Raw genomic sequence first — 25,126 nt, forward strand, 5'->3', positions numbered from 1 at the left:
GTGCCGAGGGTGCCGTGGCGGATGAAGTAGTCCGGCAGGAAATCGATCATCGGCTGCAGGCACAGCCACAGGCCGATGGCCCACAGGGCCACCGAGGCCACGAATGGCAATATGGTCAGCAGCAGCATGCGCACATGCAGTTGCGCCAGCAAGGCGCGGCCGAACGAGGCGAAGAGCATCTGCATCAGCGTACCTTCTTGCGCGAGGACTCGATCATCCGCTTCACGCCCAGCCACTGCTGGCGCCAGAAGCCCTGGCCGTAATCACGGCTGCGGCCGGCCGGCGGCGGCAGCTGGTCACGCACGCCGGTCATGGCGAAGCCCTGGGCGAAATGGGCAGTGCGAAACAGCACGTCCCAGATCGGGAACAGCACGGCGAAATTGTGCCCGCCCAGCGAATTGCGTCCGCGGCTCTCGTGGCCGATGCCGATGGCGTGATGGGTGCGGTGGAAGCGCGGCGACACCAGCAGGTATTCGCCGATGCGTCCGAAGTGGATGCGCACATTGGCATGCTGCAGGCTCTGCAGCATGCGCGAGGCCGACACCAGCAGGATGTACTGCGATGGCTCCACGCCGATGGCCAATGCCACCAGGCCCAGGAAGATGTCATGCACCAGGTCGTCGAGCACATGGTTGCGATCATCACTCCACAGGTTCATGTCCTGCTGGCTGTGGTGCAGGCTGTGCAGCGCCCACATCCAGCGCACGTTGTGCTGCGCCCAGTGATAGCCGTATTCGAACAGGTCGATGACGATCAGGTACAGGAAGAAACTCACCAGCGCCAGGTCGGTCACGCCGGGCCAGACCTGGTCCAGGTTGAAGGTGCCCCACCCTTCCAGGTGCAGCGCCTCGGCGGCAATCGAGAGCACTGGATCGAGGATCAGGAAGGCCAGGATCGGAATCACCCCCAGCCGTTGCAGCACGGTATAGATGAAATCGTTCCAGCGGGCACGCGGATTGCTGATGGCATGGACCGGGATGATCGACTCCAGCGGGCGCAGGATCACGAACAGGATCACCAGTTCGCATACGCCCACCAGTACCCATTCGGTACCGGTGAAGGCTTCCTCGACGAACTCGCCCATGCCGGTGGCAAACACCAGTGGCTGCACCAGGGTTTCGAACAGCCAGCCTTGAACGGTGGCGAAGATGTCGGAGATGGTTTGTATCATGATGCCTGTGTGATCTGCTCTTGCCGCGCCCCTGCGGCCTGGTGCCTCCCGGCAGGACCGGCTTCGACTGGTCAGCCGCCCTCGCGTTCCCGCAGCGAGCGCAGCCGCTGGCGATAGTCCGGATGCTCGCGCAAGGTGGCAAAGCACATGCCGCGTTGCTCCAGACCGGTGATCAGTGGTTCAAGCACCGCCGGCGCCCAGGCATCTTGACGCGACCAGATCCCCATGTGCGCCAGGAAGATGTCGCCATCCTTCAAGCCGGCCAGCGCCTTCTTGAGCAACACCTCGTTGGGCCACTTGTCGCTGGGCAGCTCGTCGCCCGAGAAGCCGGCCGGCGCCCAGCCCGCATGCGCATATCCGCAAGCCTGCCCGGCCTTGAGCAGGTTGGGGGTAGTACGCCCGCCCGGGGCGCGCCACAGGTGATCGAGCTGCTGTCCCGTCAATTGCTCGAAGCGTTGCGCCACGCGCTGCATTTCATCGCAATACTGCGCCGCCGTCCACTGCAGCTTGCGCCCGGCATCGGGGCCGAACTGCGGCCGCACCTCGATCTTGCCGTGCGGCAAATCGCGCACGACATAGACATGATCGAAGGTATGCGTGCCGAAGGCGTGGCCCTGCTCGGCCAGGCGCTTCCACAGCGCAGCCCAGGCCGGATCGAGCGAATAGTCGCCGTGGATGGTTTTTTCGTTGGCCAGGAAGAAGGTGGCCTTGATGCGGTGCCGCCGCAGCGTCTGTTCGATCAGCTCGGCCTGCGACTGGCTGCCGGTGTCGAACGTCAGGTAGATGGTGCCCTTGCAACTTGGCGCCGGCGCCTGGGCCAGGGCCTGGCTGCCGGCCAGCAGCACCAGCAGGCTCAGGCCGGCAATGGCTCGGGAAGTGCGGCGCGTCATCCGGGGCCGGGCCTCAGGCGTCCGGCGCGCGGTTGTACAGGTAGATACCGTGCGGCGAGCGCCCGACCGGAATCACCTTGCTCACGGTACGGCTGGCCAGGTCGATCACCGCGACCTTCTTGACCCAGCGCAGGGTGACCCACATGGTCTTGCCGTCCTCGGTGACTTCCATGCAATCAGGTCCGCCCGGCACCTTGATGGTGCCGACGTTTTCGAGCGTCTGCATGTCGACCACGCTGATGGTATTGGCGACCCGGTTCGACACATAGACATAGCGCTTGTCACCCATGGCACGGAAGTTGTGCGCCCCGGTCCCGGTCTTGATCTGCTTGACCACCTTCTGCGCACGCCAATCGATGACCTGTACATAGTCCGCCCCCATGATACCGACCATCAGGTACTTGTTGTCAGGTGTCATCATGATGCCAGCAGGCAACTTGCCCACCGGCAGGGTCCACTTGACCTGTTGCGTGGCCAGGTCGATGGCGCTGACCTGGTCACTGCCCTGCTGGGTGATGAAGGCGGTGGTGCTGGCGTTGTCGAAGGCGATATGGCTGGGCGTCCTGGCCAGCGCGATGCGCTTGGACAACTTCAGTTCGCTGCCGTTGTAGCTGTAGACGTCGACCCGGTCCAGGCGCAGCCCGGTGGCCACGAACCATTTCTGGTCGGGCGTGAAGCCGATCTGGTACGGATCGACGATGTCGCGCAGGCGACGTTGCACTTCGCCGGTCTTGGGATCGAGGAACAGCAGCTGGTTGCCCGTGGCGCTGGCCACGATCAGCGACTTGTTGTCGGGAGTGGCCATCAGGTGATGCGGTTCCTTGCCGACCGAGAAGGTTGAGATCTCCTTCTGGGTCGCCTGGTCCAGCAGCGAGACCGAGGCATCGCCCGAATTGAGCACCACCACCACATTGGCCTGCGCGGACGCGACGATGGCCGCCGAGACGCATGCTGCGCGCAGGAAAACCGAAATAATTTGATTCAATCTACGCGACATGACGAACTTTACACAAAAAGGCTTGATCTCACGTGCATCGCAATGCACGCCCCGCGTCCATAACGCGCGCAACTGCGTTCTGGCTGACAGCACACTGACTCAATTCGAAAAATTTCCCCGATTTGGTTTACACTGCCTGCCGCTCCCGCTGCCAGGCCGGCGACGGCGGCGCCAGGCGCCGGAAAAAGTCGCCGCCCGCGTTAGTTTCTGCAATACCAACAATACCAACGACCTACTGCAATCCCTCTTGCCACTGAAAGGAACACCATGTCTACAGTCACCACAGCTTCCGGGCTGCAATACGAAGAAATCCAGGCTGGCTCGGGCGACGAAGCCCGCGCCGGCAGCCACGTCAGCGTGCACTACACCGGCTGGCTGCAAAACGCCGACGGCAGCGCCGGCAGCAAGTTCGATTCGAGCAAGGACCGCAACGATCCGTTCAACTTCCCGCTGGGTGCCGGCCATGTGATCAAGGGCTGGGACGAAGGCGTGCAAGGCATGAAGGTGGGCGGCGTGCGCAAGCTGACCATCCCGGCCGAACTGGGTTATGGCGCCCGCGGCGCTGGCGGCGTGATCCCGCCCAACGCCACGCTGATCTTCGAAGTCGAGCTGCTGGCCGTCTGAGCCCGCCCTTTCCTCACCAGGAGCAATTGACGATGAGCAACCTGCAAGAGCTGTTCGAAGCCACTGTCGAAGAATCGAAGAACCTGTCCGAGCGCCCCGACAACCTGACGCTGCTGAAGATGTACGGCCTGTACAAGCAGGGCAGCAAGGGCGATGTGGAAGGCGAACGCCCCGGCATGACCGACTTCGTCGCACGCGCCAAGTACGACGCCTGGGCCGCCAACAAGGGCACGCCGCAAGCACAAGCACAACAGCAGTACATCGACCTGATCGCCGAACTGAAGAGCTGATCGACGCAGCTTGAAGTCGGAACGGGCGTTCCCGCGTGACTGCGGGAACGCCCGTTTTCATTTAGTACTGCGCCGGGTTCGGGGCTGATCGTCGGACTGGTTCACGACGGGTTGCAGACAGGCACTTCGACAGGCTTCCTTCGACAAGCTTCCTTCGACAGGCTTCCTTCGACAAGCTCAGGACAGGCCCTTCGACAGGCTCAGGACAGGCTTCGATACAGCGCTACGCGCTTACTCAGCCCGAACGGTGTTCTTCAGAACTGGGGCCACGGACCAAAGAGTCCCTGGTAGTGCTAGAGGCAAGAAAAGGGGCGACAGATAGCGTCACGCGATACCTAGCCCGACACCTAAGGCGAGGAGGCCAGCGACAACTCAACCACCGCGCACCTGCGGATTCAACAGATTGGGCGGCGTCTGCCCTGAAAGCGCAGCAATCAGGTTGTCGGCCGCGCAGTTGGCCATGGCCAGCCGGGTCGGGGTCGAAGCGCTGGCGATGTGGGGTGTCAGCACCACGTTGGACAAGCCCAGGAAGCCCGGCTTGAAGGCCGGCTCGTTCTCGAATACGTCGATGCCGGCGGCCGCGATGCGCCCGGCGGCCAGTGCCGCGATCAGGGCATCGTCATCGACGATGCCGCCACGGGCGATGTTGGTCAGCGTGGCGCCCGGCTTCATCAGCGCCAGCTCGGCCGCACCGATGGTGTGATGGGTGGCTTTCGAATAGGGCAGCACCAGCACCACATGGTCGGCGCGTTGCAACAGTTCCTGCTTGCCGACGTATTGCGCATTGTTGGCACGCGCCTCCAGCTCGGGCGCCAGGCGCGAGCGATTGTGGTACAGCACCTGCATGTCGAAGCCCAGCGAGCGGCGCGCAATGGCCTGGCCGATGCGGCCCATGCCGATCACTCCCAGCGTGGCGCCGTGCACATCCGGGCCGACGAAACTGTCATAGCTCCACTTCTTCCATTTTCCGGCGCGCAGGAAGTGTTCCGACTCGGTGATGCGACGCGCGGTGGCCATCATCAGCGCCCAGCCGAAGTCGGCCGTGGTCTCGTTGAGCACATCCGGTGTATTGGTGGCCATCACGCCAGCGCCGGTGGCGGCCGCCAGGTCGATGTTGTTGTAGCCGACCGCCATGTTGCAGACCGCCCGCAGTTGCGGATTGGCGGCAAACAGCGCCGCCCCCACCGGTTCGCTGGGGGTGGTGAACAAGCCTTGGCAGCCGCGGGCCGCCGCCAGCAGCTCGTCGGCGCTGTAGATATGGTCCTGCTGGTTGGATTCGACCTCGAAATGCTGCTGCAACCGGGCCAGCACTTCGGGGAAGATCGCTCGTGCGACCAGGATCTTGGGCTTCATCGGGTCTCCTTCGTTATGCTTTATCGGCCTGGCGCACGGCCATCAGCCCTTGATCTGGAACACGTGGCGCAGGTAACTGACGTAGGCCGGGTCGTCGCACATGTTCTTCGATGGCGTGTCCGACAGCTTGGCCACCGGCTGTCCGTTGCAACGGACCATCTTCATGACCACCTGCAGCGGCGCGTAGCCGAGGTCGTTGGTGAGGTTGGTACCCACCCCGAACGCCACCCGCGCGCGGTCCTTGAAGCGCAGGTACAGGTCGCGCACCTTGGCAAAGTCGAGGCTGTCGGAAAACACCAGCACCTTGCTGGAGGGATCGACGCGGTTGTCGCGGTAATGCTGGATCAGCCGCTCGCCCCACTCGAACGGGTCACCCGAGTCGTGGCGGGCGCCATCGAAGAGCTTGCAGAAATACATGTCGTAGTCGCGCAGGAAGGCATCCATGCCGTAGACGTCGGACAGCGTGATGCCCAGGTCGCCCCGGTATTCGCGCGCCCAGATCTCGAAGGCGAAAGTCTGCGAATCGCGCAGGCGCGGGCCCAGCGACTGGCAGGCCTGCAGGTATTCGTGGGCCATGGTGCCCAGCGGCGTCAGGTCGTGCTGCATGGCGAACATCACGTTGGAAGTGCCGGCGAAGTGGCTGCCCATGCCCTCTTTCATCGCATCGATGACCTCGGCGTGCCAGCTGCGCGAGAAGCGGCGCCGGGTCCCGTAGTCGGCGATGTTGCAGCCGGCCAGTGCGGTGTCGTCGGCGATGAGCGAAATCTTGCGGCGCAGGCGCTCGCGCCCCTCGGCCAGGTCGGGCGCGCGCTGGGTCGCGCGGAAGTAGACCTCGTTGACGATCGCCAGCACCGGCACTTCGAACATGATGGTGTGCAACCAGGGGCCCTTGACGTTGATCTCGATCTCGCCATTGCCGGCCTCGGCCGGCTGCACGGTGATGTACTTCTCGTTGAGATGGAACAGCTCCAGGAAATCGACGAAATCGCTCTTGATGAAACGCAGCCCGCGCAGGTACGCAAGTTCGTCTTCCTTGAAGCGCAGCCGGCACATGGCCGCGATCTCGGCGCGGATCTCATCCACGTACGGGGTCAGATCGACATTGTCATTGCGACACTTGAAACGGTATTCCACCTGCGCGCCAGGGAAATGATGCAACACCACCTGCATCATCGTGAATTTGTACAGGTCGGTGTCGAGTAGGGATGTGATGATCATGAAGTCCTGATGCGGCCGCTTGCCGCACGCTGCCATGTTGATGGGCCAATGGCCCTGCCGGCCGCTATCTTACCCCGGAACGGCCTGGTCAATTCCCCGTGCCGCATGGGGAATTGGCCGCGCCGCCGGATCACTTCATGGCAGCGGCCGGACGCCGGCTGCGCACATAGGCGGCGTCGGGCATGTAGTCGGCGCCACCCAGGTAGCGCCACTGGCTGATGCTGCTGCGCCCTTGCTGCTGCGACACCAGGCCGACGAAGGCGCCCATCGACGCCTGCTGGTCGAGCGTGCGAAAGGCGATCGGGCCCAATGGCGAATCCAGTTTCAGGCCGCGCAGGGCTTCGACCAGCGCTTCGCTGTCGGTGGCATCGGCCTTCTTCAGGGCCGCGCCGATAGCCATCATGGTGGTATAGCCGAACACCGCCGATAGCTGCGGCCGCTGGCTGAACTTCTTCAGGTAGGCCTCCAGGAAGCGCTGGTGCTCGGGGGTATTGATCTGTTCCCACGGATAGCCGACCGCGATCCAGTCGCGAATCGCATCGCCCTCGCCCAGCGGCAGGCTCTGGGCATCGGGCGAGGTCATCGAATAGACCCGCGTGGTGGCGAACAGCTGCTGGCGGTTGCCGGCCTTCACCAGTTGCGCCAGGTCGTGGCCGAAGGTGGCATTGAAGATCGCATCCGGCTTGGCCTGGCGCAACGCGCGCACCACGTCGTCGGCCTTGATCTTGCCCAACGCCGGCCACTGGTCGGTCACGAACTCGACATCCGGGCGTGCCTGCTTGAGCAGCAACTTGAAGCTGGACACGGCGCTCTGGCCATATTCATAGTTGGGTGCCACCACCGCCCAACGCCGTCCCGGCAGGCGGGCGGCCTGCTCGGCCAGCATGGCCGCCTGCATATAGGTAGAGGGGCGCACGCGGAAGGTATAACGATTGCCGCGATCGAGCGTGATGGCGTCGGACAGCGCATCGCCCACCACGAACACGGTCTTGCCGCGCGCCGCCTCGCGCGCCACCGCCAATGCCACGTTCGACAGCATGGTGCCGGTCAGCACGACCACCTGCTCGTCACGCACCAGCTCGCGGGCATGCCGCGCGGCCTGGTCGGCGTCGCCCTCGTCGTCGCGCGCCACCAGCGTCAACGGCCGGCCACCTACGCCGCCGCCGGCGTTGATCTCGTCCATGGCCAGCGCCAGTCCGTTGCGATAGGCCTGCCCGACCGCCGGCAAGCCGTTGTGGCTGTTGATTTCGCCGATACGGATGGGCTCGGCGGCGAGCGCGACGCCCGCGCCTGCCAGCCCGGCGACCACGACGGCCCGGCGCAGGAAGGAGGAAAATGTCGATCGAATCGCTTGCATTGGCTGGTCTGGCTGCCGGGCGTTGACGCCCGACATCCTGTTTTGGCTAGCGGGCGGCGGCAACGGTCACGGCCGGGACGGCTCACCTGCCGCAAAAACACGCGGCCGCCCGGCTGGCGCCCTCGACCCGGTCGCACCTGGCGGCGCACCCGGCTTGTCGCCGCATTATTATTTACTTATACGTAATTTGTATAAGCCTCATTTGTAGGAAAAATCGAATTACCTTAAAATACAAGGCTTTGCAGCCGGTCGCGCGTGGCCAGCCAAACTGGGGAAACCTCGCTTTGTCCTGGCGGCAGAATGATTTTAACCGTGCCATATTGCCATCAATTGCGGCGCAGTTAGCCATCGGTTTGAAGAAAATTTACAGATAGGACAGTTATGACCCACGTTGTCACCGATTCCTGCGTCCGTTGCCGCTACACGGATTGCGTGGATGTTTGCCCGGTGGATTGCTTCCGCGAAGGCCCCAATTTCCTCGCGATCGACCCGGACGAATGCATCGACTGCGCGGTGTGTGTGGCCGAATGCCCGGTCAATGCGATCTACGCCGAAGAAGACGTGCCGGCCGACCAGCAGCAATATATTGCCTTGAACGCCGACCTGGCCCGCAACTGGCCCTCGATCACCAAGACCAAGGCGCCGCTGGCCGAAGCCGAGCAATGGAAAGACGAGACCAACAAGCTGCAATACCTGCAGCGCTAAGCTTGCCTTGCGCCCCATTGGTCGGGCCTGATTCGAATTGCGGTGGCGCCATCGCCAGGAGCATGCGCTCCCCGCCAGGCGCCGCCGTTTGCATTTTGCCGCAGCGATACCGCGGCCACCTCACCAGCAAATCGGCGCCCGCCCTAGCCAGTTGAGTGTGAAGACCTCTCAACCGAACTGAAACAGGATTCAACATAATCATGGAAAACAACGTCAAGGGTGCCGCCGCCCCGGGCACCATCGAAACCGATGCCATCATCATCGGCGCCGGGCCGGTCGGCCTCTTCCAGGTGTTCGAACTGGGCCTGCTGGAAATCAAGGCGCATGTGATCGACTCGCTGCCGGTCGTGGGCGGCCAATGCGTCGAGCTGTACCCCGACAAGCCGATCTACGACATTCCCGCGGTTCCCGTATGCACCGGCCAGGAACTGACCGATAACCTGTTGAAGCAGATCGAGCCGTTCGAGCCAACCTTCCACCTGGGCCAGGAAGTGACCCTGGTGCAAAAGCGCGAAGATGGCCGGTTCGACGTCGAGACCTCGGTCGGTCAACGCTTCATCACCAAGACCATCTTCATTGCCGCCGGCGTCGGCTCGTTCCAGCCGCGCACCCTGAAGGTCGATGGCATCGAGCAATTCCAGGACTCGCAAGTGTTCTACCGCGTCAAGGATCCGGCCCGCTTCGAGGGCAAGAACCTGGTCATCTGCGGCGGTGGCGACTCGGCGCTGGACTGGGCACTGAACTTCGTGGGCAAGGCCGAATCGGTGATCCTGCTGCATCGTCGCGAAGAATTCCGCGCCGCGCCGGCCTCGGTGGCCAAGATGAAGGAACTGTGCGAACAGTACGAAATGCAGTTCGTGGTCGGCCAGGTCACCGGCACCGAGATCCGCGACGGCAAGCTGGCCGAAGTCAAGGTCACCGGCGCCGACGGCGTGACCCGCCGCCTGCCGCTCGACATGCTGCTGGTGTTCTTCGGCCTGTCGCCCAAGCTGGGCCCGATCGCCGAATGGGGCCTGGATATCGAGCGCAAGCAGCTCAAGGTGGTCGACACCGAGAAGTTCGAGACCAACGTGCCGGGCATCTTCGCCGTGGGCGACATCAATACCTATCCGGGCAAGAAGAAGCTGATCCTGTCGGGCTTCCACGAAGCGGCCCTGGCTGCCTTCGGCGCGGCGCCCTACATCTTCCCCGAAAAGAAGATCCACATGCAGTACACCACCACATCGCCCAAGCTGCACAAGATCCTGGGCGTGGAGACGCCGGTATTCGACTAGTCGATTGCCGCCCACGAAGAATGCCGCCCCGCGAAGCGCCAGGCGGCATTTTTTATTCCCCAGGAGAATCAATTTCCACCCGGCATGGGCGTGCGCACCAGGCCTTGGTTGCACTGCAAACTTTTCGGCCGCACCGCCGTCTATGGTGTTATCAAGGGCTGGGAGCAGGGCCGGGACGGGGGGTTAAAGCATGCTATGCTTCCGCGTCGCAGCACGAAGAAAATTGACCGGATTGCAACTTTATTGCTGTCATCCCAACCCGCCGCCAAAACGTTTGCTGCACATGCTCGTCGGTGTATGCCCCGTGACCGGGGCTGCCAGCCAGCGCTCGATAAAGGTCAGCTATGCTCTATCAATTGCATGAACTCAACCGCGCCTTCCTCAACCCCATGATGCAATGGGCGGAGACCTCCGCCAGGCTGTTCTCGGACCCGGTGTCGCCGCTGGCCCACACGCCGTTTTCGCAGCGCATGGCGGCCGGCTACGAACTGCTGTACCGCCTGTCCAAGGAGTACGAAAAACCGCAGTTCAACATCACCGAGGTAGAGGTCGAGGGCAAGCCGGTGGGCATCGTCGAGGAAGTGGTCGAGACCAAGCCTTTCTGCCGGCTCCTGCACTTCCGCAAGGATCTCGGCGCGCGCCAGATCAGCGCCCTGAAGCAACCGGTGGTACTGGTGGTGGCGCCGCTGTCGGGCCACCATTCGACACTGCTGCGCGAGACCGTGCGCGAGCTGTTGCAACAGCATGACGTCTATGTCACCGATTGGACCGATGCCCGCATGGTGCCGGTCGAGGATGGCGAGTTCCACCTGCATGACTATGTCTATTACGTGCAGGATTTTATCCGCGCGCTGGCGCCGGACGTACACGTGATCTCGGTGTGCCAGCCCACCGTGCCGGTGCTGGCGGCAATTGCCCTCATGGCCAGCGACAACGACCCCAAGCTGCCCAAGAGCATGACCATGATGGGCGGCCCGATCGATGCCCGCAAGTCGCCCACCTCGGTCAACGACCTGGCCACCGAAAAGCCCTACGCCTGGTTCGAGAACACCGTGATCTACAGCGTTCCGGCCAACTACCCCGGCTTCGGACGCAAGGTCTATCCGGGCTTCTTGCAACACGCCGGCTTCGTGGCCATGAACCCGCGCCGGCATGCCCAGAGCCACTGGGATTTCTACATGCACCTGCGCGACGGTGACGACGCCTCGGCCGAGGACCACCGCAAGTTCTACGACGAATACAACGCCGTGCTGGACATGCCGGCCGAGTTCTACCTCGAGACCATCAAGATCGTGTTCCAGGATTTCGACCTGGCGCGCGGCACCTGGAACATCCAGGGCAAGCCGGTACGTCCGCAGGACATCAAGTCGGTCGCCCTGTTTACCATCGAGGGCGAGCTCGACGACATCTCCGGCTCGGGCCAGACCGAAGCCGCGCAAAGCCTGTGCTCGGGCATCGCCAAGGCCGACAAGCAGCACTTCACGGTGCCCAAGGCCGGCCATTACGGGATCTTCTCCGGCCGCCGCTGGCGCGAGGTGGTGTGCCCGCGGATCGGCGAGTTCATTCGCAGCCACAGCTGAGCATCGGTGGTCCCGCAAAAATCCGGCCGCTGCGGCCGGATTTTTTTCGCCCATGACTTTCCCCCCGGTTTGCGCCGATAATGTCGCCTTTGCATCGCTGAACTGTCCCGACGTGCCGCCATCCGCCACCACCTCGCCCGCGCCAGTGCCCGACCTGGCCGACCTCGCCGACCGACTCGAAGACCTGCTGCCGCAGACCCAATGCGGCAAATGCGGTTATCCGGCCTGCCGCCCCTATGCCGAGGCCATCGCCGCGGGCGTGGCCGAACACAACCAATGTCCGCCGGGCGGCGCCGAAGGCGTGGCCCGCCTGGCCCGATTGCTGGGGCGTCCGGTGATTCCGCTGAACCCGGTCAATGGTCGGGAACAGGCACGCCTGCTGGCCGTCATCGACGAACAGGCGTGTATCGGCTGCACCCTGTGCATACAGGCCTGCCCGGTCGACGCCATCGTCGGCGCGGCCAAGCAGATGCATGCCGTGGTCGATGCGCTGTGCACCGGTTGCGAGTTGTGCGTGGCGCCCTGCCCGGTCGACTGCATCGCCATGGTCGAGGTCACCCCGGGGCGCAGCGGCTGGCAAGCCTGGTCGCAGGCGCAAGCCGACGGCGCCCGCGCGCGACACGACTGGCGCGCCCAGCGGTTGCTGCGCGACAAGGCCGACAACGACGCCCGGCTGGCGGCCAAGGCCGCAGCCAAGCTCAAGGAGGTCGAGGCCGAAGCGGCCGGCACCCCCGAACAGCAAGCCGAGCAGGCACGCAAGAAAGCCATCATCGAAGCCGCCATGGAACGCGCCCGGCTGAAAAAACAACAAGCCGACCAGGCTGCAGGCAACCCACCATGAACCCCACCAAACGCCGCGAGATCTTCGAGCGCTTGCGCCGCGCCAATCCCACCCCGACCACCGAGCTGCACTACACCACGCCATTCGAACTGTTGATTGCCGTGTTGCTGTCGGCCCAGGCCACCGATGTATCGGTCAACAAGGCCACCAGCAAGCTCTATCCGGTGGCCAATACCCCGGCGGCGATCTACCGCCTGGGGGTGGATGGCCTGATCCCGTATATCCAGACCATCGGCCTGTTTCGCACCAAGGCCAAGAACGTGATCGAGACCTGCCGCCTGCTGCTGGCCGAGCATGGCGGCGAAGTGCCGCAGACCCGTGAACAGCTCGAAGCGCTGCCGGGGGTCGGGCGCAAGACGGCCAACGTGGTCCTCAATACCGCTTTCGGCCATCCCACCATCGCGGTCGATACCCACATCTTTCGCGTCTCCAACCGCACCGGGCTGGCACCGGGCAAGGATGTCGACGAGGTAGAGCGCAAGCTGATGAAGTTCATCGCCCCCGAATTCGTGCAGGACGCCCATCACTGGCTGATCCTGCATGGTCGCTACACCTGCGTGGCGCGCAAGCCGCAGTGCTGGAACTGCGTCATCGCCGAGCTTTGCGAATTCAGGCAGAAGACGCCGCTGCCGCAAAAGGGGGTATGAGCCGCGGCCGCCGCGCTAGCGTGGCAAGCCGTCGATCTGCAGCAACGGCATCCACCGCTGTTGTTGCACTTCGTAGACGGTAAAGCTGGGGTTCTCGAGGTCGCCTTCATCATTGAAGGCGATCGGGCCGGATACGCCGGTAAAGCGCAGGCGGTGCAGCTCCTGCGCCACCACCGTGGGGTCGCTGCTGGCACGTTGGCGAATCGCCATCAGCAGTGCCTGCACGGCGTCATAGGCGAAGCTTGCGTATAGATGCAGGTCGCTGTCGAAGCGCTGGCCATAGCGTTGCCGGAATGCCTTCCAGCCCGGCATGCGCTCGGGCGCGGCGCCCGGTTCGAGTACCACGGCACCATTGCCGGCGGCCCCGGCCGACATCAAAAAAGGCAAGCCCACGCTGCCCGCCGAGACCATCAACCTGGCCTCGATGTTGAGGCGCGCGATGGCCTTGGCCAGCAGCCCGGCTTGCCAGTCGAGGCCGCCGAAGAAGATCAGTTGCGGCCGCCGATGGCGTATCTGCAGCAACGGGCCATTGAAATCCGAAGTCTTCTCGCTGACCGAGTAGGTCCCCAGTACCTCGGCCCCCCGCTCGTGCGCGGCGCGCGCGAATTGCTCGGCCAATCCCTGCCCGAACGGCGTGCGGTCATCGATGGTGACCACGCTCTTGATGCCCATGCGGCGCACCGCGTAGTGCGCCGAATACAGGCCCACGCTTTCGTTGTTGGGAATGGTCCGGAACACCGCCGGATAGGCCTGCGCCGTGAAGCGCCGGCTCATGGTGGCCGGCGATATCTGGATCACGCCAGCGGCGTGGTAGATGGGTGCGGCCGCCAGCGAGGCGCCACTGTTCCAGTGACCGATCACGCCGATCACCTTCTGGCCGACCAGGTAGCGCGCCACGTACTCGGCGGTGGCGCTATCGGCACGGTCATCCTGCGCGATGAGGCGGATGCGCCACGGTTTTCCGCCGATGCGCACACCGCGCTGGTTGGCCTCTTCCACGGCCAGCAGCACGGCGTCGTGCATGCTCTTGCCAACGCCGGCGGAGGGCCCGCTGAGTGGCCCGGCAAAGCCGATACGCAGCGTCGTGGCCGGGTCCTCGTCGGTGGCGGCCGGCTGCCTCAAGCCGTCCGGCGCGGCGGGCTTGCCGTTTGCGGCCATGGCCGGCAGCGGCAGCGCCAGGGCCATCAGCCACGCCAGCAATTGGCGACGGCGGTCGTCGCCCGGCTGGTCCTGCGTGCAACACCTGCTGTGGCTGCCTGCTTCCAATCATCCCTCCTGTGGCCGCGCCGGTCTGGTGCCGGATGCGCGGGTCGCACTGCTCGCCACCTTAGCGATCACGCTCCCGCAAGCACGATATTACTGCAGGACAAGCCCCCGTGGCGCTGCGCTGAAAGCGTACGCCAGGCAGCGTAGAATACGGCTTTGTCCTTCTTCCGCTTTTCGCCATGTTCACCCCGTCCCAGCATGATGTCCGGCGCTTCTTCTGCGAAGCCTATCGCAAGCACCGAGGCCAGGAGATCCTGAGTCCGATCGAGGCCATCGCGCGCGACTGGATCATGCAGCACCCCGAATACCAGGATGCACTGGCCGATGTCGAACAGGCACTGGGCGCCGATTATTCGGTCGAGCAAGGCCAGACCAACCCCTTCCTGCACCTGTCGATGCACCTGTCGATCAGCGAGCAGATCTCGATCGACCAGCCGCCGGGAATCCGCGCCGCATTCCAGCAACTGGCGCAACGCCGCGGCTCGGAACACGATGCCCATCACGAGATCATGGAATGCCTGGGCGAGATGATCTGGAACGCCCAGCGCAGCGGCCAGCCCCCCGACGGCGCCGTCTACATCGACAATATCCGGCGCCGCGCGCGCGGCTAGCAGGCGCTGGTGGCTACTTGCGCAGCACCAGCGTGCCCGGCAGGCTGTGCAGGTAGGCAGCGATGTTCTTGATATCCTGGTCCGACAGCGGCTTGGCCTGCAAGGCCATGACGGCGTTGGTGCGGCCATTCATGCCGTGGTCGCCGCGACGGTAGGCCACCAGTGCATGGCGCAGGTAATCCTCATGCTGGCCGGCCAGCTTGGGATAGACCGGTTCGGTCGGCGAGTTGTAGTCCTTGCCGTGGCAAGACGCGCAGTTGTATTTCTCGAGCAAGGCGCGCCCGGCCACCAGGTCGGCTGCCAGCACGCTACCCGAGAGGGCACAAGCGGCCAGTGCAGCGGCCACGATGGAAATCCTCTTCATGTGATGGGCTCCCCTCATTTCTGCTGCGCGTAACAGGCGGCCAGGTCGGCAATGTCCTGGTCCGACAGGCTGGCGGCAATGCCGCGCATGGTCGGGTTCTTGCGCTCGCCCTTCTGGTAGGCGCGCAAGGCGCTTTCGATATATCGAGGGGCCTGGCCACCCAGCATCGGCACCTGGTAGACCTCGGGGAAACTGGCCTTGTAGCCGGGGATGCCGTGACAGCCTATGCACATCGAGATTTTGTTTTCAGCCGCCTTGGCGTTGCCGACGATATCCGCCGCGAACGCCTGGCCGATGGGTCCGGCGAGGCTGGCCAGAGCGAGAAACACGAAGCTTTTTTTCATGTTTGGCAGGGTCAGTGATTGGACTTGGACGAACGACTCATGAGCCCCCGGCATAGTGCAACCGGCGGCACGCGCTGTTTCGGCAGGTTTGGCTGTTCTGCTTTGGCTCAACCAATCGTCAAGCTGTCTCTCCACTCCCCCTGCTGACGTAGCGATTTGATTCTAACCCAATAAACCGGCCCTCGACACGCCCTCGACGGCCACCGCCGGCGCCGGTTGCGGCGCAGCACGGCAGTGGCGGCTTGCCATCTCGTCAATACTCAGGCCCGATGTCGGCGGGCCTGCGTGGCCGCCGCGCCGGTCCGGCGCAACGGGATCTGGCCCGCGCTGCCGCTGCCACCGGGAAGATCGTCGTCGTTGTCGTCATCGTCCTCGGCCTGCCGCTGCAGCATGCGCGGCTGGGCAAAGCGCCGGGCGGCCGCGTCCAGGTCGACCTCGGCGTGGTCCTGGTCATCGCCTTGCGGCACATCTTGTTGCGCCGCACTCTTGCGACGTTCCGGGAAGATGAACCACCACGGCGCACTCAAGAAGCGTCGCAGCACCGCGCGTTGCATGCCATGACGCGCGCGCCGCGACACGTCTCGCGCCCGCAGCGCCAGCGCCAGCGCGCAGGCGAAGGCCACGCCCACGCTCAACGCGGCGGTGGCCACGAGGCCGGCAACGGCCCACCAGAAGGCCGGCGTGGCCAGCCACTCCCAGCCCAGGGTAAACATTGCTGCCATCAGCGTGCCCGCGGCCAGGGTCACGTGGCGCACGTCGAGCGGCAAGCTGAAAAAGGCCGCCAGGACCGGCGCCATGCCCAACAGCAAGGCCAGCGCCAGGTTGCCGGCGATGGCCGCCACATTGCGTTCCAGCCAGGCGGCCCCGCGTTCGGCGCGCATGGCGCCCAATGCATGCACCACCCGGCGATGCTGGGACAGTACCTCGCGCACCCGGCGCAGGGCGAACCAGTTATCGGCCAGGCCGGCGGCAAGACTGGCCAACCACAGCAACAGCCCGGTCAAGGCAGCATATAACGGGGTGGGCCCGATCAGCGATAGCGAAGTCAGCGCCTCGCGCGCCTGCTGCGGCGACAGCACCTCGCGCCCCAAGCCAAACCAGCCCACGGCGCACAAGGCCGCCACCACCGGTGCCACGGCCAGCAGGTTGCCGAAGATCGCAGCACATTGCGAGCGCAGCAGTTGCGCCGATTGCGCCATCACCCGGCGCACATCGTCGGCGTCGAGCTCGCCCACGCGGGCCGCCAGGGCGGGCGCGGTAATGGCCGGCTGGCGCGTGGCCAGCACGCCGCCGATGGCACTGATCAACAGGAAGCTGATCGCATAGTTCAGCGCGGCCGCGGCGCCGTCGAAGAACTGCACCATGCCCAGCCGGGCCAGGGCGATCTTCGTCAATACCGTGCCGCCGATGACCACCCCGCCCAGCAAGCCGGCGCGCAGCACGCGCCGGTAACCGGCGCCGTCGCGGGCGATGGCCTGCTCACCGTGATCGGCATTGCGCTCGGCCATCTTGCGTGCCAGCAGCGCAAAGCTGCGGCGCAACAGGCCACGCACCGATGAGCGGTGGTGCTGTGCCGCCGCCAGGTCGGCCAGCAGCACCTGCACCCGCCCGGCCCCGGTTTCGCCAGGCATGGCCGACCGCACATCGAGCAAGCGACCAATGCGCTGCAAGTGCGCGCGCATGCGCTCGACCCGATAGACCAGGCTGACCGATACACCGTGTTCATCCAGGTGCGCATAGATGCGATCGGTCTGCGCATGACACACGGCCACCAGCATGCGGGCGCTACGCAATGCGCCCTGGTCGTGCGGACTGCCGCGCAGGTAGGTCTCGATCTCGCGTCGCAAGGCGAGAAAGGGCGTGGCCCGCATCGGCATCTTTGGCTCCAGCCGCTGGCGGAAGGCCGGGCTGATGCCGTCGGCGATGACGGTGGTGGTGAGATAGGTGATGGCTTCCTCGACCTGCTGCCAATACATGTGGGCCACGCCGTCGTCGGCCATCAGGCGCCACAGGCGCGCCAGCAGCTCGTCGTCCAGTTCGAGCAGCCAGGCAGCGTCCTCGGGATCGGGGAACATCGCCGCAAACAACGTCGACAAGTCGCTCGGCGACAGGTGCCGCGGCAATACCATGCGCGTGAGCCGCTCGGCCAGCTCGCCGAAAAAACCCGGTTCGTGCGGCAACCCGGTGGTCGAGAACAATTCGGGGCCGGTAGCCTCGCGCAGCGTCTTCTGCAACGCGTTCTGTACGCTGCGCCGCACGTCCCGGTGGGCGTCCAGCCAGTCCAGCATGAACTCCAGCCGCTGGCGGCGCACCTGGTGCCAGCCGGCGCGGTCGAGCAGCGTGACCTTGGGCCGATGGCGCAACCACTCGCCCAGCGCCAGCATGCCGTTGGCGCGTTCGTACCAGCTGGCGGCGGGGTCGAGCCGACGCGTGAGCGCATCGAGTTGCCGACCGGCATCGTCGCGGTCCATGTGGCGACCCGGCACGCCATGTCGCAGCCGGCGCCATACCACCAGCATCTTGTAGAACAGGAATTTCATGAGCCGTTTCGCCTATGCGTGCGGAAGTCCGTATATGAGGCTGCGGGGCCGAATTTCAACCATGCCGGTGGATCGAAAATTTCCCGTATACTCATTCGAATTCGACACTGACCTCGAATGCCTGCATTTAGTGCCGCGCCCTTACAAGGATAGTTGCCCATGCCTGACGCTTCCGCCCCGCCCCCGCCACGCTTCTCCGGTAGCGACAGCTACGTCGCCACGGACGATCTCAAGCTGGCAGTCAACGCAGCATTGACGCTGCAGCGGCCGCTGCTGATCAAGGGTGAGCCGGGCACTGGCAAAACCATGCTGGCCGAGGAGGTCGCACGCGCATTGCAGCGGCCATTGCTGCAATGGCACATCAAGTCCACCACCAAGGCCCAGCAGGGCCTGTACGAATACGACGCGGTGTCGCGCCTGCGCGACTCGCAATTGGGCGAAGAGCGGGTCAAGGACATCCACAACTACATCGTCAAGGGCGTGCTGTGGCAAGCGTTCACGGCCGACGAGCCGGTGGTGCTGCTGATCGACGAGATCGACAAGGCCGATATCGAGTTTCCCAACGACCTGTTGCGCGAGATCGACCGCATGGAGTTCTATGTGTACGAGACGCGCGAGATGGTCCGCGCCAGGCATCGGCCGCTGGTGGTGATCACTTCCAACAACGAGAAGGAATTGCCGGACGCCTTCCTGCGCCGCTGTTTTTTCCACTACATCAAGTTCCCCGACAAGGACACCATGCAGCGCATCGTCGATGTGCATTTTCCGCACATCAAGCGCGACCTGCTGGCGCAGGCCCTGCAGACCTTCTACGAAGTGCGCGACGTCGCCGGCCTCAAGAAAAAACCTTCGACCTCGGAACTGATCGACTGGCTCAAGCTGCTGCTGGCCGAGGATATTCCCGCCGAGACCCTGCACGGCAAGGACCAGCGCGCCGCCCTGCCGCCGCTGCATGGCGCCCTGCTCAAGAATGAACAGGACGTGCACCTGTTCGAACGCCTGGTGTTCATGTCACGCAACAATCGCTGAACCATCCTTTTCGGGGAGACCTCATGCACTTGCTGTCACCGATCACCCTCAAGGGCCAGTTCGCCCATCTCGAGCCGCTGTCGCTGGAGCACCACGACGCCCTGATCGCGGCCGTGTCGGACGGCAAGCTGTGGAAACTCTGGTACACCGCCATCCCCAAGCCGGAAAACATGCATGCCGAGATCGAGCGCCGCCTGCGGTTGCAACAGCAGGGCAGCATGTTGCCCTTCGTGGTGCGGCGGGTCGACACCGGCGCCCTGTGCGGCATGACCACGTACATGAATGCCGACCCGGTGCATCGCCGGGTCGAGATCGGGTCGACCTGGTACGCCGCCAGCGCCCAGCGCACCGGCATCAATACCGAATGCAAGCTGATGTTGCTGCAGCATGCCTTCGACGACATGGGCTGCATCGCGGTCGAGTTCCGCACCCACTGGATGAACCAGCAATCGCGGGCCGCCATCGCCCGCCTCGGCGCCAAGCAGGATGGCGTGCTGCGCAATCACCAGCGCATGGCCGACGGATCGCTGCGCGACACGGTGGTGTTTTCGATCATCGAATCGGAATGGTCTACCGTGCGCCGTCACCTGCAATACAAGCTGGGGCGCTGAGCCGCCCGCGCCGATGCTGATCGACTTCTTCTTTACCGTCAAGGACGCCGGGGTTCCGGTGTCGATCAAGGAATTCCTGACCCTGCTCGAGGCGCTGGAGCGGCAGGTCATCGCGCCCTCGACCGATGAATTCTATTACCTGTCGCGCCTGACGCTGGTCAAGGACGAAGCCCATTTCGACAAGTTCGATCGCGCCTTCGGCAGCTATTTCAAGGGCATCGACGCGGTGTTCGAGAAGCACCCCGAGATTCCCCTCGAATGGCTCGAGCAGCGCATGCAGCGCGAACTGACGCCGCAACAGAAAGCGGCCATCGAGAAGTTCGGCTACGACAAGCTGATGCAACGCCTGCAGGACCTGCTCAAGGAGCAGAAGCAACGCCACGAGGGCGGCAGCAAGTGGATCGGCACCGGCGGCATCTCGCCTTTCGGCCATGGCGGCACCAATCCGGAAGGCATGCGTATCGGCGGCCCCGGCAGGAACCGCAGCGCGGTCAAGGTGTGGGAACAGCGCCAGTACCAGGACTACGACGGCGAGCGCGAACTGGGCACGCGCAACATCAAGGTGGCGCTACGCCGCCTGCGCCGCTTTGCCCGCGAAGGCGCCGCCGACGAACTGGCGCTCGACGACACCATCCGCGCCACCGCCAGCAACGCCGGTTTCCTCGACATCCGCATGCAGCCGGAGCGCCGCAACAACATCAAGGTGCTGATGCTGCTCGACGTCGGCGGCTCGATGGACGACCACATCGCGCGCACCGAGGAATTGTTCTCGGCGGCGCGCACCGAATTCAAGAACATGGAGTTCTTCTACTTCCACAACTGCGTCTACGATACCCTGTGGAAGAGCAACCGGCGGCGCCATGCGGAGCGCTTCGACACCTGGGATGTCCTGCGCCGCTACCCGCCCGATACCAAGCTGATCTTCGTGGGCGATGCCACCATGAGCCCCTATGAGATTACGCAGGTCGGCGGCTCGGTCGAGTACAACAATGCCGAAGCGGGGGCGGCCTGGCTGCAGCGTTTCACCAGCGCCTTCCCCCAGCATGCCTGGCTCAACCCCGAACCCGAGGGGCTGTGGCAGTACCGGCAATCCATTGCGCTGATCCGTCAATTGATGAGCCAGCGCATGTTCGGGCTGACCATCGACGGCCTGGAACGCGCCATGCGCATGCTCAGCAAGTAAGCCCGCCGGCCTTCAGCCCGGCACTGGCGTATAGCCGGCGTCCTCGATGGCGTCGGCCAGCGACTGCGCCGGCAACGCACTGTCGATCACCACCCGCTTGTCGGCCACGGTGATGTCGACCCCGGCATTGGCGTCGACCGCCTTGACGGCCTTGGTGATGACGCCGGCGCAGTGGTTGCAGGTCATGTCGTTGACGGTAAAGATGGTAGTCATGGGGTTTCCTTGGCAATGAATGGATCGGTGACGCCAGCTTAAACCTTCCTGCCGGGGCAAGGTCAAGACCCGCCCTGGCGATCCATGCCAGAATCGGGGCTTGACCTTACCATCATGGGAAGGATCATCATGCCGTCATGATTTCTTCCCGGAACCCCGCCATGTCCCCTGCTGCCCCCCACCAAGTAAGCCTCGATATCGAAGGCATGAGTTGCGCCTCGTGCGTGGCGCGCGTGGAGAAGGTCCTCAAGCGTGTGCCGGGCGTGATCGACGCCAGCGTCAACCTGGCCACCGAGCGAGCCACCGTAACCACCTCGGCGCCGATGGCGGTGGACCAGCTGACGGCGGCCATCGATCGCGCCGGCTACCACGCTGCGCTGCACGTGCCCGCCGCGGCCGCCCCTGCGCCCACACTCCATGCGCGCCATGCGCTGCCCACCTGGTGGCCGGTGGCGCTGGCGGCGCTGCTGTCCTTGCCGCTGTTGCTGCCGATGCTGGGCATGCCGCTGGGGATGGACCTGACGCTGCCGCCGGTGTGGCAATGGCTGTTGGCCACGCCGGTCCAGTTCTGGCTCGGCTGGCGCTTCTATCGCGCCGGCTGGGGCGCGGCACGCGCGCTGTCGGGCAACATGGACCTGCTGGTGGCGCTGGGCACCAGCGCCGCCTATGGCCTGTCGCTGTATCAATGGTGGCGGGCGCCCAGCATGGGCGGGCATGCGATGGCGGCGCCGCACCTGTATTTCGAGAGCTCGGCCGTGGTGATCACGCTGGTGTTGCTGGGCAAATGGCTGGAAGGGCGCGCCAAGCGCCAGACCGCCGACGCCATCGCCGCGCTCGATGCGCTGCGACCGGATCGCGCCCGCGTCCTGCGCGCGCAAGGCGAAGTCGAGGTGCCACTGGCCGAGGTAAGGGTGGGCGACATCGTGGTGCTGCGGGCCGGCGAACGGGTGCCGGTCGATGGCGTGGTACGCAGCGGCCAGGGCCAGCACGACGAAGCCATGCTGACCGGCGAGGCCCGGGCGCAGGACAAGGGGCCGGGCGCGCACGTCAGCGCCGGCGCCATCAACATCGATGGCCTGTTGCAGGTCGACACCACTGCCATCGGTGCCGAAACGGTACTGGCCCGCATCGTGCGCATGGTCGAGCAGGCACAGGCGGCCAAGGCGCCGATCCAGCGCCTGGTCGACCGTGTCAGCGCCGTGTTCGTGCCGACCGTGCTGGTGATCGCCTTGCTTACGCTGCTCGGCTGGGGCCTGCTGGCCGGCAACTGGGAACACGCCCTGCTCAACGCCGTGGCGGTCATGGTGATCGCCTGCCCCTGCGCCCTGGGACTGGCCACGCCTACGGCGATCATGGCCGGCACCGGCGTGGCCGCCCGCCACGGCGTGCTGATCAAGGACGCCCAGGCCCTTGAGATCGCCCATCGGGTCAAGCTGGTGGCCTTCGACAAGACCGGCACGCTGACCGTCGGCCGGCCGCTGTTGCGCGAGCTCGACAGCGCCGGCGCCGTGCCTGCCGAGCGCCTGCTGGCACTGGCCGCGGCGCTACAGGCCGGCAGCGAACATGCGCTGGGGCGCGCAGTGCTGCAAGCCGCGCACGGATTGCCGCGCCCCAGCGCCGACGCATTGCGGGCGGTGGCCGGCTGCGGGATCGAAGGCAGGATCGACGGCGTGGCGTACTACCTGGGCAGCAGCGCCTGGATGGCGCAACTGGGCGCGCTGGCCCCCGCCCTGGCGGCACGCGCCGAGGCCTTGCAGCAGCAGGGGCGCACGGTATCGTGGCTGGCCTGCCGGGACGGTGCGATGCAGGTCCTCGGCCTGCTGGCCTTCGGCGACGAGATCAAGCCTGGCGCCGCGGCGGCCGTGCGCGCACTGCAGCATGCCGGCATTGCCACCGTGATGTTGAGCGGCGACAACCGCGGCGCGGCGCAGCAAGTGGCCGACCGCCTGGGTATTACCGAACTGCATGCCGAAGTGCTGCCGGGCGACAAGGCGCATGCCGTGTCCGCATTGCGCACTGGCGGGCGCGTGGTGGCGATGGTGGGCGACGGCATCAACGATGCGCCGGCGCTGGCGGCGGCCGATGTCGGCATCGCCATGTCCACCGGTACCGACGTTGCCATTCAGGCCGCCGGCATCACGCTGATGCATGGCGACCCGGGCCTGGTGATGGCTGCCATCGACATTTCGCGGCGCACCTACGGCAAGATCCGGCAGAACCTGTTCTGGGCGTTCATCTACAACCTGGTCGGCATCCCGCTGGCGGTGATGGGCCTGCTGGACCCGGTGGTGGCCGGTGCCGCGATGGCCTTGTCCAGCGTCAGCGTGGTTGCCAATGCCCTGCTGCTGCGCCGTTGGCGCCCCACCCCACTGGAGAGATGACATGAATATCGGCCAGGCGGCAACGGCCTCGGGCGTCACGCCCAAGATGATCCGTCATTACGAACAGACCGGGCTGATCCCCAAGGTCGGGCGCAGCGACAGCGGCTACCGCGTCTATGGCGAGCGTGAGGTGCACCTGCTGCGATTCATCCGCCAGGCGCGCCAGCTGGGTTTCTCGATGAAACGGATCAACGACCTGATCGGCCTGTGGCTGGACCAGTCGCGTCCCAGCCGCAAGGTAAGGGAACTGGCGCAGGCGCATATTGGCGAACTCGATGAGCGCATCGCCGAACTGCAGGCCATGAAATCGACCCTTGATCGCCTGGTGCGCGACTGCCATGGCGACCATCGACCGGACTGTCCGATCCTCGACGCGCTGGGTGCGGGCGTGCCCTGCTGCGGCGCACCGGATTAATATTTAGCCAAAGCTTGGCCGAATGACATTGTGTTAGTCGATGCAGGCTGCAATGATCAAGCGTGGTCCGTAATTTTCCCGCAAGCTGCGTACTCAGAAAGCCAAGCCGTCATGCCCCAGAGCAACCACTTGAGTTTCATCGACACCGACTGTCTGCGCATCGCCTTCGAGGAAAGCGGTCCGGCCGATGCCCCGGCGGTAATCCTGCTGCATGGCTGGCCGGACGATGTCCGCACCTGGGACAACTTCCTCAAGCCCCTGCGCACGGCCGGCTATCGCGTCATCCGTCCGTTCCTGCGCGGTTATGGTCCGACCCGTTTCCTGTCGGAGCACACCCCCCGCAGCGGCCAGCTCAGCGCGCTGGCCTGTGACCTGATGGCGTTCGCCGAGGCGCTCGGCCTGCAGCGCTGCATCCTGATCGGTCATGACTGGGGCGCTCGCGCGGCCTACATCATGGCGTCGCAGATGCCGACCCGGGTCAGCCACTGCATCGCGCTATCGGTCGGCTGGGGCACCAACGGAGCCGACCAGTTGCTGAGCTTGCCGCAGTCGCGTAACTACTGGTATCACTGGTACCTGGCCACGGCGCGTGGCGCCGACGACCTGCATCGCGACCGGCGCGCCTTTGCGCGCTTCATGTGGAATACCTGGTCACCGGCCTGGGAGTTCTCGGAAAGCGAATTCGGCAACACGGCCGCGTCGTTCGACAACCCCGACTGGATCGATATCTGCCTGCATTCGTACCGCCACCGCTGGGGTTTTGCCGAGGGCGATCCCAGCTATGCCGAACTGGAGGCCAAGCTGGCTACCACCCCGCGCATCATGGTGCCGACCCTGCTGCTGCACGGCAGCGACGATGGCGCCAACCACCCGAGCACCTCGGAAGGTCGCGAGAAGCTGTTCGGCGACGCCTATCGCCGGGTGCTGATCCCGGGGGCCGGGCATTTTCCGCAGCGGGAGAAACCGGATGAGGTGATTGCGGAGGTGATGGGATGGTTGGGGCATTGCTAGGTGCGGCTTGAGCGGCCGGTTGTCAGGGCCGGCGCGTGTTGAGCCCTCTTGGGTCGTCTGCTCTTGCTGCATGCCGATGTACTGGTTTAATTATCTTGGCGCCAGTGCTTGGTGAACGCTCTTGGGCCGTCTGCTCTTGCTGCATGCTGATGTACTGGCTTTATGCTTATCTTTCTCCGGTCGAAGGGACTCGCCGGGAGTCCGCCCGGCA

25 protein-coding genes and 1 pseudogene are annotated in these 25,126 nt (G+C 64.8%); 14 read left to right on the forward strand and 12 right to left on the reverse strand.

What is annotated here, in order from left to right; translation table 11 throughout:
* The 4 genes and pseudogenes from PMI40_RS20120 to PMI40_RS20135 all read right to left on the reverse strand — a co-directional run.
* A pseudogene (locus tag PMI40_RS20120) lies at positions 1-185 on the reverse strand (hypothetical protein); the annotation flags it as partial.
* Positions 185-1,171: a sterol desaturase family protein gene (locus tag PMI40_RS20125; protein ID WP_008119175.1), complete on the reverse strand. Its 987-nt coding sequence runs from the start codon at positions 1,169-1,171 to the stop codon at positions 185-187. The pseudogene PMI40_RS20120 and the gene PMI40_RS20125, both read right to left, overlap by 1 nt.
* Positions 1,172-1,242: 71 nt before the next feature.
* Positions 1,243-2,061, reverse strand: coding sequence for a polysaccharide deacetylase family protein (locus PMI40_RS20130; protein WP_008119177.1), 819 nt, complete (start codon positions 2,059-2,061; stop codon positions 1,243-1,245).
* A gap of 13 nt (positions 2,062-2,074) precedes the next feature.
* Positions 2,075-3,058 carry a beta-propeller fold lactonase family protein gene (locus PMI40_RS20135; protein WP_008119179.1) on the reverse strand — a complete coding sequence of 328 codons (984 nt, stop codon included), beginning with the start codon at positions 3,056-3,058 and terminating at the stop codon, positions 2,075-2,077.
* Between the two features lie 267 nt (positions 3,059-3,325).
* Here PMI40_RS20135 and PMI40_RS20140 point away from each other — a divergent pair, with 267 nt between their 5' ends.
* Positions 3,326-3,682: an FKBP-type peptidyl-prolyl cis-trans isomerase gene (locus PMI40_RS20140; RefSeq protein ID WP_008119181.1), complete on the forward strand. Its 357-nt coding sequence runs from the start codon at positions 3,326-3,328 to the stop codon at positions 3,680-3,682.
* Between the two features lie 32 nt (positions 3,683-3,714).
* Complete coding sequence (locus PMI40_RS20145) at positions 3,715-3,972, forward strand: acyl-CoA-binding protein (RefSeq protein ID WP_008119183.1); 258 nt, start codon at positions 3,715-3,717, stop codon at positions 3,970-3,972.
* Between the two features lie 372 nt (positions 3,973-4,344).
* Here the strand turns inward: PMI40_RS20145 and PMI40_RS20150 are convergent, their stop codons facing one another.
* The 3 genes from PMI40_RS20150 to PMI40_RS20160 form a co-directional block, all read right to left on the reverse strand.
* Positions 4,345-5,325, reverse strand: a complete 981-nt coding sequence (locus PMI40_RS20150) for a D-glycerate dehydrogenase (protein WP_008119186.1) — start codon at positions 5,323-5,325, stop codon at positions 4,345-4,347.
* Positions 5,326-5,367: 42 nt separating this feature from the next.
* On the reverse strand, positions 5,368-6,543 hold the full coding sequence (pncB, locus tag PMI40_RS20155) for a nicotinate phosphoribosyltransferase (RefSeq protein ID WP_008119187.1): 1,176 nt from the start codon (positions 6,541-6,543) through the stop codon (positions 5,368-5,370).
* Positions 6,544-6,673: 130 nt separating this feature from the next.
* On the reverse strand, positions 6,674-7,900 hold the full coding sequence (locus tag PMI40_RS20160) for an ABC transporter substrate-binding protein (RefSeq protein WP_008119189.1): 1,227 nt from the start codon (positions 7,898-7,900) through the stop codon (positions 6,674-6,676).
* 381 nt (positions 7,901-8,281) lie between these two features.
* On the opposite strand from PMI40_RS20160, the gene fdxA reads away from it, so the two are divergent.
* From fdxA to nth, 5 genes are all read left to right on the forward strand, one after another.
* On the forward strand, positions 8,282-8,605 hold the full coding sequence (gene fdxA, locus PMI40_RS20165) for a ferredoxin FdxA (protein WP_008119192.1): 324 nt from the start codon (positions 8,282-8,284) through the stop codon (positions 8,603-8,605).
* Between the two features lie 200 nt (positions 8,606-8,805).
* Positions 8,806-9,879: an NAD(P)/FAD-dependent oxidoreductase gene (locus PMI40_RS20170; protein WP_008119195.1), complete on the forward strand. Its 1,074-nt coding sequence runs from the start codon at positions 8,806-8,808 to the stop codon at positions 9,877-9,879.
* A 344-nt stretch (positions 9,880-10,223) separates the two neighbouring features.
* On the forward strand, positions 10,224-11,459 hold the full coding sequence (locus PMI40_RS20175) for a polyhydroxyalkanoate depolymerase (RefSeq protein WP_008119196.1): 1,236 nt from the start codon (positions 10,224-10,226) through the stop codon (positions 11,457-11,459).
* 52 nt (positions 11,460-11,511) lie between these two features.
* A complete protein-coding gene (gene rsxB, locus PMI40_RS20180) occupies positions 11,512-12,300 on the forward strand; it encodes an electron transport complex subunit RsxB (protein WP_008119198.1) in 789 nt (262 codons plus the stop codon).
* Positions 12,297-12,947: an endonuclease III gene (gene nth, locus PMI40_RS20185; RefSeq protein ID WP_008119201.1), complete on the forward strand. Its 651-nt coding sequence runs from the start codon at positions 12,297-12,299 to the stop codon at positions 12,945-12,947. Before rsxB ends, nth begins: the two co-directional genes overlap by 4 nt.
* A 15-nt stretch (positions 12,948-12,962) precedes the next feature.
* Here nth and PMI40_RS20190 read toward each other — a convergent pair whose 3' ends face one another.
* On the reverse strand, positions 12,963-14,213 hold the full coding sequence (locus tag PMI40_RS20190) for a branched-chain amino acid ABC transporter substrate-binding protein (protein WP_008119202.1): 1,251 nt from the start codon (positions 14,211-14,213) through the stop codon (positions 12,963-12,965).
* A 179-nt stretch (positions 14,214-14,392) separates the two neighbouring features.
* On the opposite strand from PMI40_RS20190, the gene PMI40_RS20195 reads away from it, so the two are divergent.
* Positions 14,393-14,824, forward strand: coding sequence for a DUF1841 family protein (locus PMI40_RS20195; RefSeq protein WP_008119204.1), 432 nt, complete (start codon positions 14,393-14,395; stop codon positions 14,822-14,824).
* Positions 14,825-14,837: 13 nt separating this feature from the next.
* On the opposite strand, the gene PMI40_RS20200 is transcribed toward PMI40_RS20195, so the two are convergent.
* The 3 genes from PMI40_RS20200 to PMI40_RS20210 all read right to left on the reverse strand — a co-directional run bounded on the left by PMI40_RS20200 (position 14,838) and on the right by PMI40_RS20210 (position 18,072).
* Positions 14,838-15,188 carry a cytochrome c gene (locus tag PMI40_RS20200; protein ID WP_008119206.1) on the reverse strand — a complete coding sequence of 117 codons (351 nt, stop codon included), beginning with the start codon at positions 15,186-15,188 and terminating at the stop codon, positions 14,838-14,840.
* Positions 15,189-15,202: 14 nt separating this feature from the next.
* Positions 15,203-15,532, reverse strand: a complete 330-nt coding sequence (locus tag PMI40_RS20205; protein WP_008119208.1) for a cytochrome c — start codon at positions 15,530-15,532, stop codon at positions 15,203-15,205.
* A 260-nt stretch (positions 15,533-15,792) separates the two neighbouring features.
* The gene (locus tag PMI40_RS20210) at positions 15,793-18,072 is read right to left on the reverse strand and encodes a preprotein translocase subunit TatB (protein WP_008119211.1); all 2,280 of its coding nucleotides are present in this window, start codon (positions 18,070-18,072) and stop codon (positions 15,793-15,795) included.
* 159 nt (positions 18,073-18,231) lie between these two features.
* Here PMI40_RS20210 and PMI40_RS20215 point away from each other — a divergent pair, with 159 nt between their 5' ends.
* From PMI40_RS20215 to PMI40_RS20225, 3 genes are read left to right on the forward strand one after another with little or no spacing between them, the layout of a single operon-like run.
* The gene (locus PMI40_RS20215; RefSeq protein ID WP_008119214.1) at positions 18,232-19,101 is read left to right on the forward strand and encodes a MoxR family ATPase; all 870 of its coding nucleotides are present in this window, start codon (positions 18,232-18,234) and stop codon (positions 19,099-19,101) included.
* 23 nt (positions 19,102-19,124) lie between these two features.
* Positions 19,125-19,712: a GNAT family N-acetyltransferase gene (locus PMI40_RS20220; protein ID WP_008119216.1), complete on the forward strand. Its 588-nt coding sequence runs from the start codon at positions 19,125-19,127 to the stop codon at positions 19,710-19,712.
* A 13-nt stretch (positions 19,713-19,725) separates the two neighbouring features.
* Positions 19,726-20,895, forward strand: a complete 1,170-nt coding sequence (locus PMI40_RS20225) for a VWA domain-containing protein (protein ID WP_008119218.1) — start codon at positions 19,726-19,728, stop codon at positions 20,893-20,895.
* Between the two features lie 12 nt (positions 20,896-20,907).
* On the opposite strand, the gene PMI40_RS20230 is transcribed toward PMI40_RS20225, so the two are convergent.
* Positions 20,908-21,108, reverse strand: coding sequence for a heavy-metal-associated domain-containing protein (locus PMI40_RS20230; protein WP_008119220.1), 201 nt, complete (start codon positions 21,106-21,108; stop codon positions 20,908-20,910).
* Positions 21,109-21,269: 161 nt separating this feature from the next.
* Between PMI40_RS20230 and PMI40_RS20235 the strand changes: the two genes are divergently transcribed.
* The 3 genes from PMI40_RS20235 to PMI40_RS20245 all read left to right on the forward strand — a co-directional run bounded on the left by PMI40_RS20235 (position 21,270) and on the right by PMI40_RS20245 (position 24,915).
* Positions 21,270-23,489 (forward strand): cation-translocating P-type ATPase, encoded by a 2,220-nt coding sequence (locus PMI40_RS20235; RefSeq protein WP_008119222.1) that lies wholly within the window; start codon positions 21,270-21,272, stop codon positions 23,487-23,489.
* Position 23,490: 1 nt separating this feature from the next.
* Positions 23,491-23,904: a Cu(I)-responsive transcriptional regulator gene (gene cueR, locus PMI40_RS20240; RefSeq protein WP_008119224.1), complete on the forward strand. Its 414-nt coding sequence runs from the start codon at positions 23,491-23,493 to the stop codon at positions 23,902-23,904.
* 111 nt (positions 23,905-24,015) lie between these two features.
* Entirely contained in the window at positions 24,016-24,915 is a 900-nt protein-coding gene (locus PMI40_RS20245; RefSeq protein WP_008119226.1) for an alpha/beta fold hydrolase, read from the forward strand.
* Positions 24,916-25,126: the final 211 nt, after the last annotated feature.

Origin of the sequence: Herbaspirillum sp. YR522, assembly GCF_000282575.1 — a bacterium.
Taxonomy (GTDB): domain Bacteria; phylum Pseudomonadota; class Gammaproteobacteria; order Burkholderiales; family Burkholderiaceae_D; genus Herbaspirillum.

Excerpts from the sequence above, each read along its gene's own strand:
- PMI40_RS20125 (WP_008119175.1), bottom strand. The coding sequence starts at position 1,171 with ATGATACAAACCATCTCCGACATCTTCGCCACCGTTCAAGGCTGGCTG.
- PMI40_RS20130 (WP_008119177.1), bottom strand. The coding sequence starts at position 2,061 with ATGACGCGCCGCACTTCCCGAGCCATTGCCGGCCTGAGCCTGCTGGTG.
- PMI40_RS20135 (WP_008119179.1), bottom strand. The coding sequence starts at position 3,058 with ATGTCGCGTAGATTGAATCAAATTATTTCGGTTTTCCTGCGCGCAGCA.
- PMI40_RS20140 (WP_008119181.1), top strand. The coding sequence starts at position 3,326 with ATGTCTACAGTCACCACAGCTTCCGGGCTGCAATACGAAGAAATCCAG.
- PMI40_RS20145 (WP_008119183.1), top strand. The coding sequence starts at position 3,715 with ATGAGCAACCTGCAAGAGCTGTTCGAAGCCACTGTCGAAGAATCGAAG.
- PMI40_RS20150 (WP_008119186.1), bottom strand. The coding sequence starts at position 5,325 with ATGAAGCCCAAGATCCTGGTCGCACGAGCGATCTTCCCCGAAGTGCTG.
- pncB (WP_008119187.1), bottom strand. The coding sequence starts at position 6,543 with ATGATCATCACATCCCTACTCGACACCGACCTGTACAAATTCACGATG.
- PMI40_RS20160 (WP_008119189.1), bottom strand. The coding sequence starts at position 7,900 with ATGCAAGCGATTCGATCGACATTTTCCTCCTTCCTGCGCCGGGCCGTC.
- fdxA (WP_008119192.1), top strand. The coding sequence starts at position 8,282 with ATGACCCACGTTGTCACCGATTCCTGCGTCCGTTGCCGCTACACGGAT.
- PMI40_RS20170 (WP_008119195.1), top strand. The coding sequence starts at position 8,806 with ATGGAAAACAACGTCAAGGGTGCCGCCGCCCCGGGCACCATCGAAACC.
- PMI40_RS20175 (WP_008119196.1), top strand. The coding sequence starts at position 10,224 with ATGCTCTATCAATTGCATGAACTCAACCGCGCCTTCCTCAACCCCATG.
- rsxB (WP_008119198.1), top strand. The coding sequence starts at position 11,512 with ATGACTTTCCCCCCGGTTTGCGCCGATAATGTCGCCTTTGCATCGCTG.
- nth (WP_008119201.1), top strand. The coding sequence starts at position 12,297 with ATGAACCCCACCAAACGCCGCGAGATCTTCGAGCGCTTGCGCCGCGCC.
- PMI40_RS20195 (WP_008119204.1), top strand. The coding sequence starts at position 14,393 with ATGTTCACCCCGTCCCAGCATGATGTCCGGCGCTTCTTCTGCGAAGCC.
- PMI40_RS20200 (WP_008119206.1), bottom strand. The coding sequence starts at position 15,188 with ATGAAGAGGATTTCCATCGTGGCCGCTGCACTGGCCGCTTGTGCCCTC.
- PMI40_RS20205 (WP_008119208.1), bottom strand. The coding sequence starts at position 15,532 with ATGAAAAAAAGCTTCGTGTTTCTCGCTCTGGCCAGCCTCGCCGGACCC.
- PMI40_RS20210 (WP_008119211.1), bottom strand. The coding sequence starts at position 18,072 with ATGAAATTCCTGTTCTACAAGATGCTGGTGGTATGGCGCCGGCTGCGA.
- PMI40_RS20215 (WP_008119214.1), top strand. The coding sequence starts at position 18,232 with ATGCCTGACGCTTCCGCCCCGCCCCCGCCACGCTTCTCCGGTAGCGAC.
- PMI40_RS20220 (WP_008119216.1), top strand. The coding sequence starts at position 19,125 with ATGCACTTGCTGTCACCGATCACCCTCAAGGGCCAGTTCGCCCATCTC.
- PMI40_RS20225 (WP_008119218.1), top strand. The coding sequence starts at position 19,726 with ATGCTGATCGACTTCTTCTTTACCGTCAAGGACGCCGGGGTTCCGGTG.
- PMI40_RS20230 (WP_008119220.1), bottom strand. The coding sequence starts at position 21,108 with ATGACTACCATCTTTACCGTCAACGACATGACCTGCAACCACTGCGCC.
- PMI40_RS20235 (WP_008119222.1), top strand. The coding sequence starts at position 21,270 with ATGTCCCCTGCTGCCCCCCACCAAGTAAGCCTCGATATCGAAGGCATG.
- cueR (WP_008119224.1), top strand. The coding sequence starts at position 23,491 with ATGAATATCGGCCAGGCGGCAACGGCCTCGGGCGTCACGCCCAAGATG.
- PMI40_RS20245 (WP_008119226.1), top strand. The coding sequence starts at position 24,016 with ATGCCCCAGAGCAACCACTTGAGTTTCATCGACACCGACTGTCTGCGC.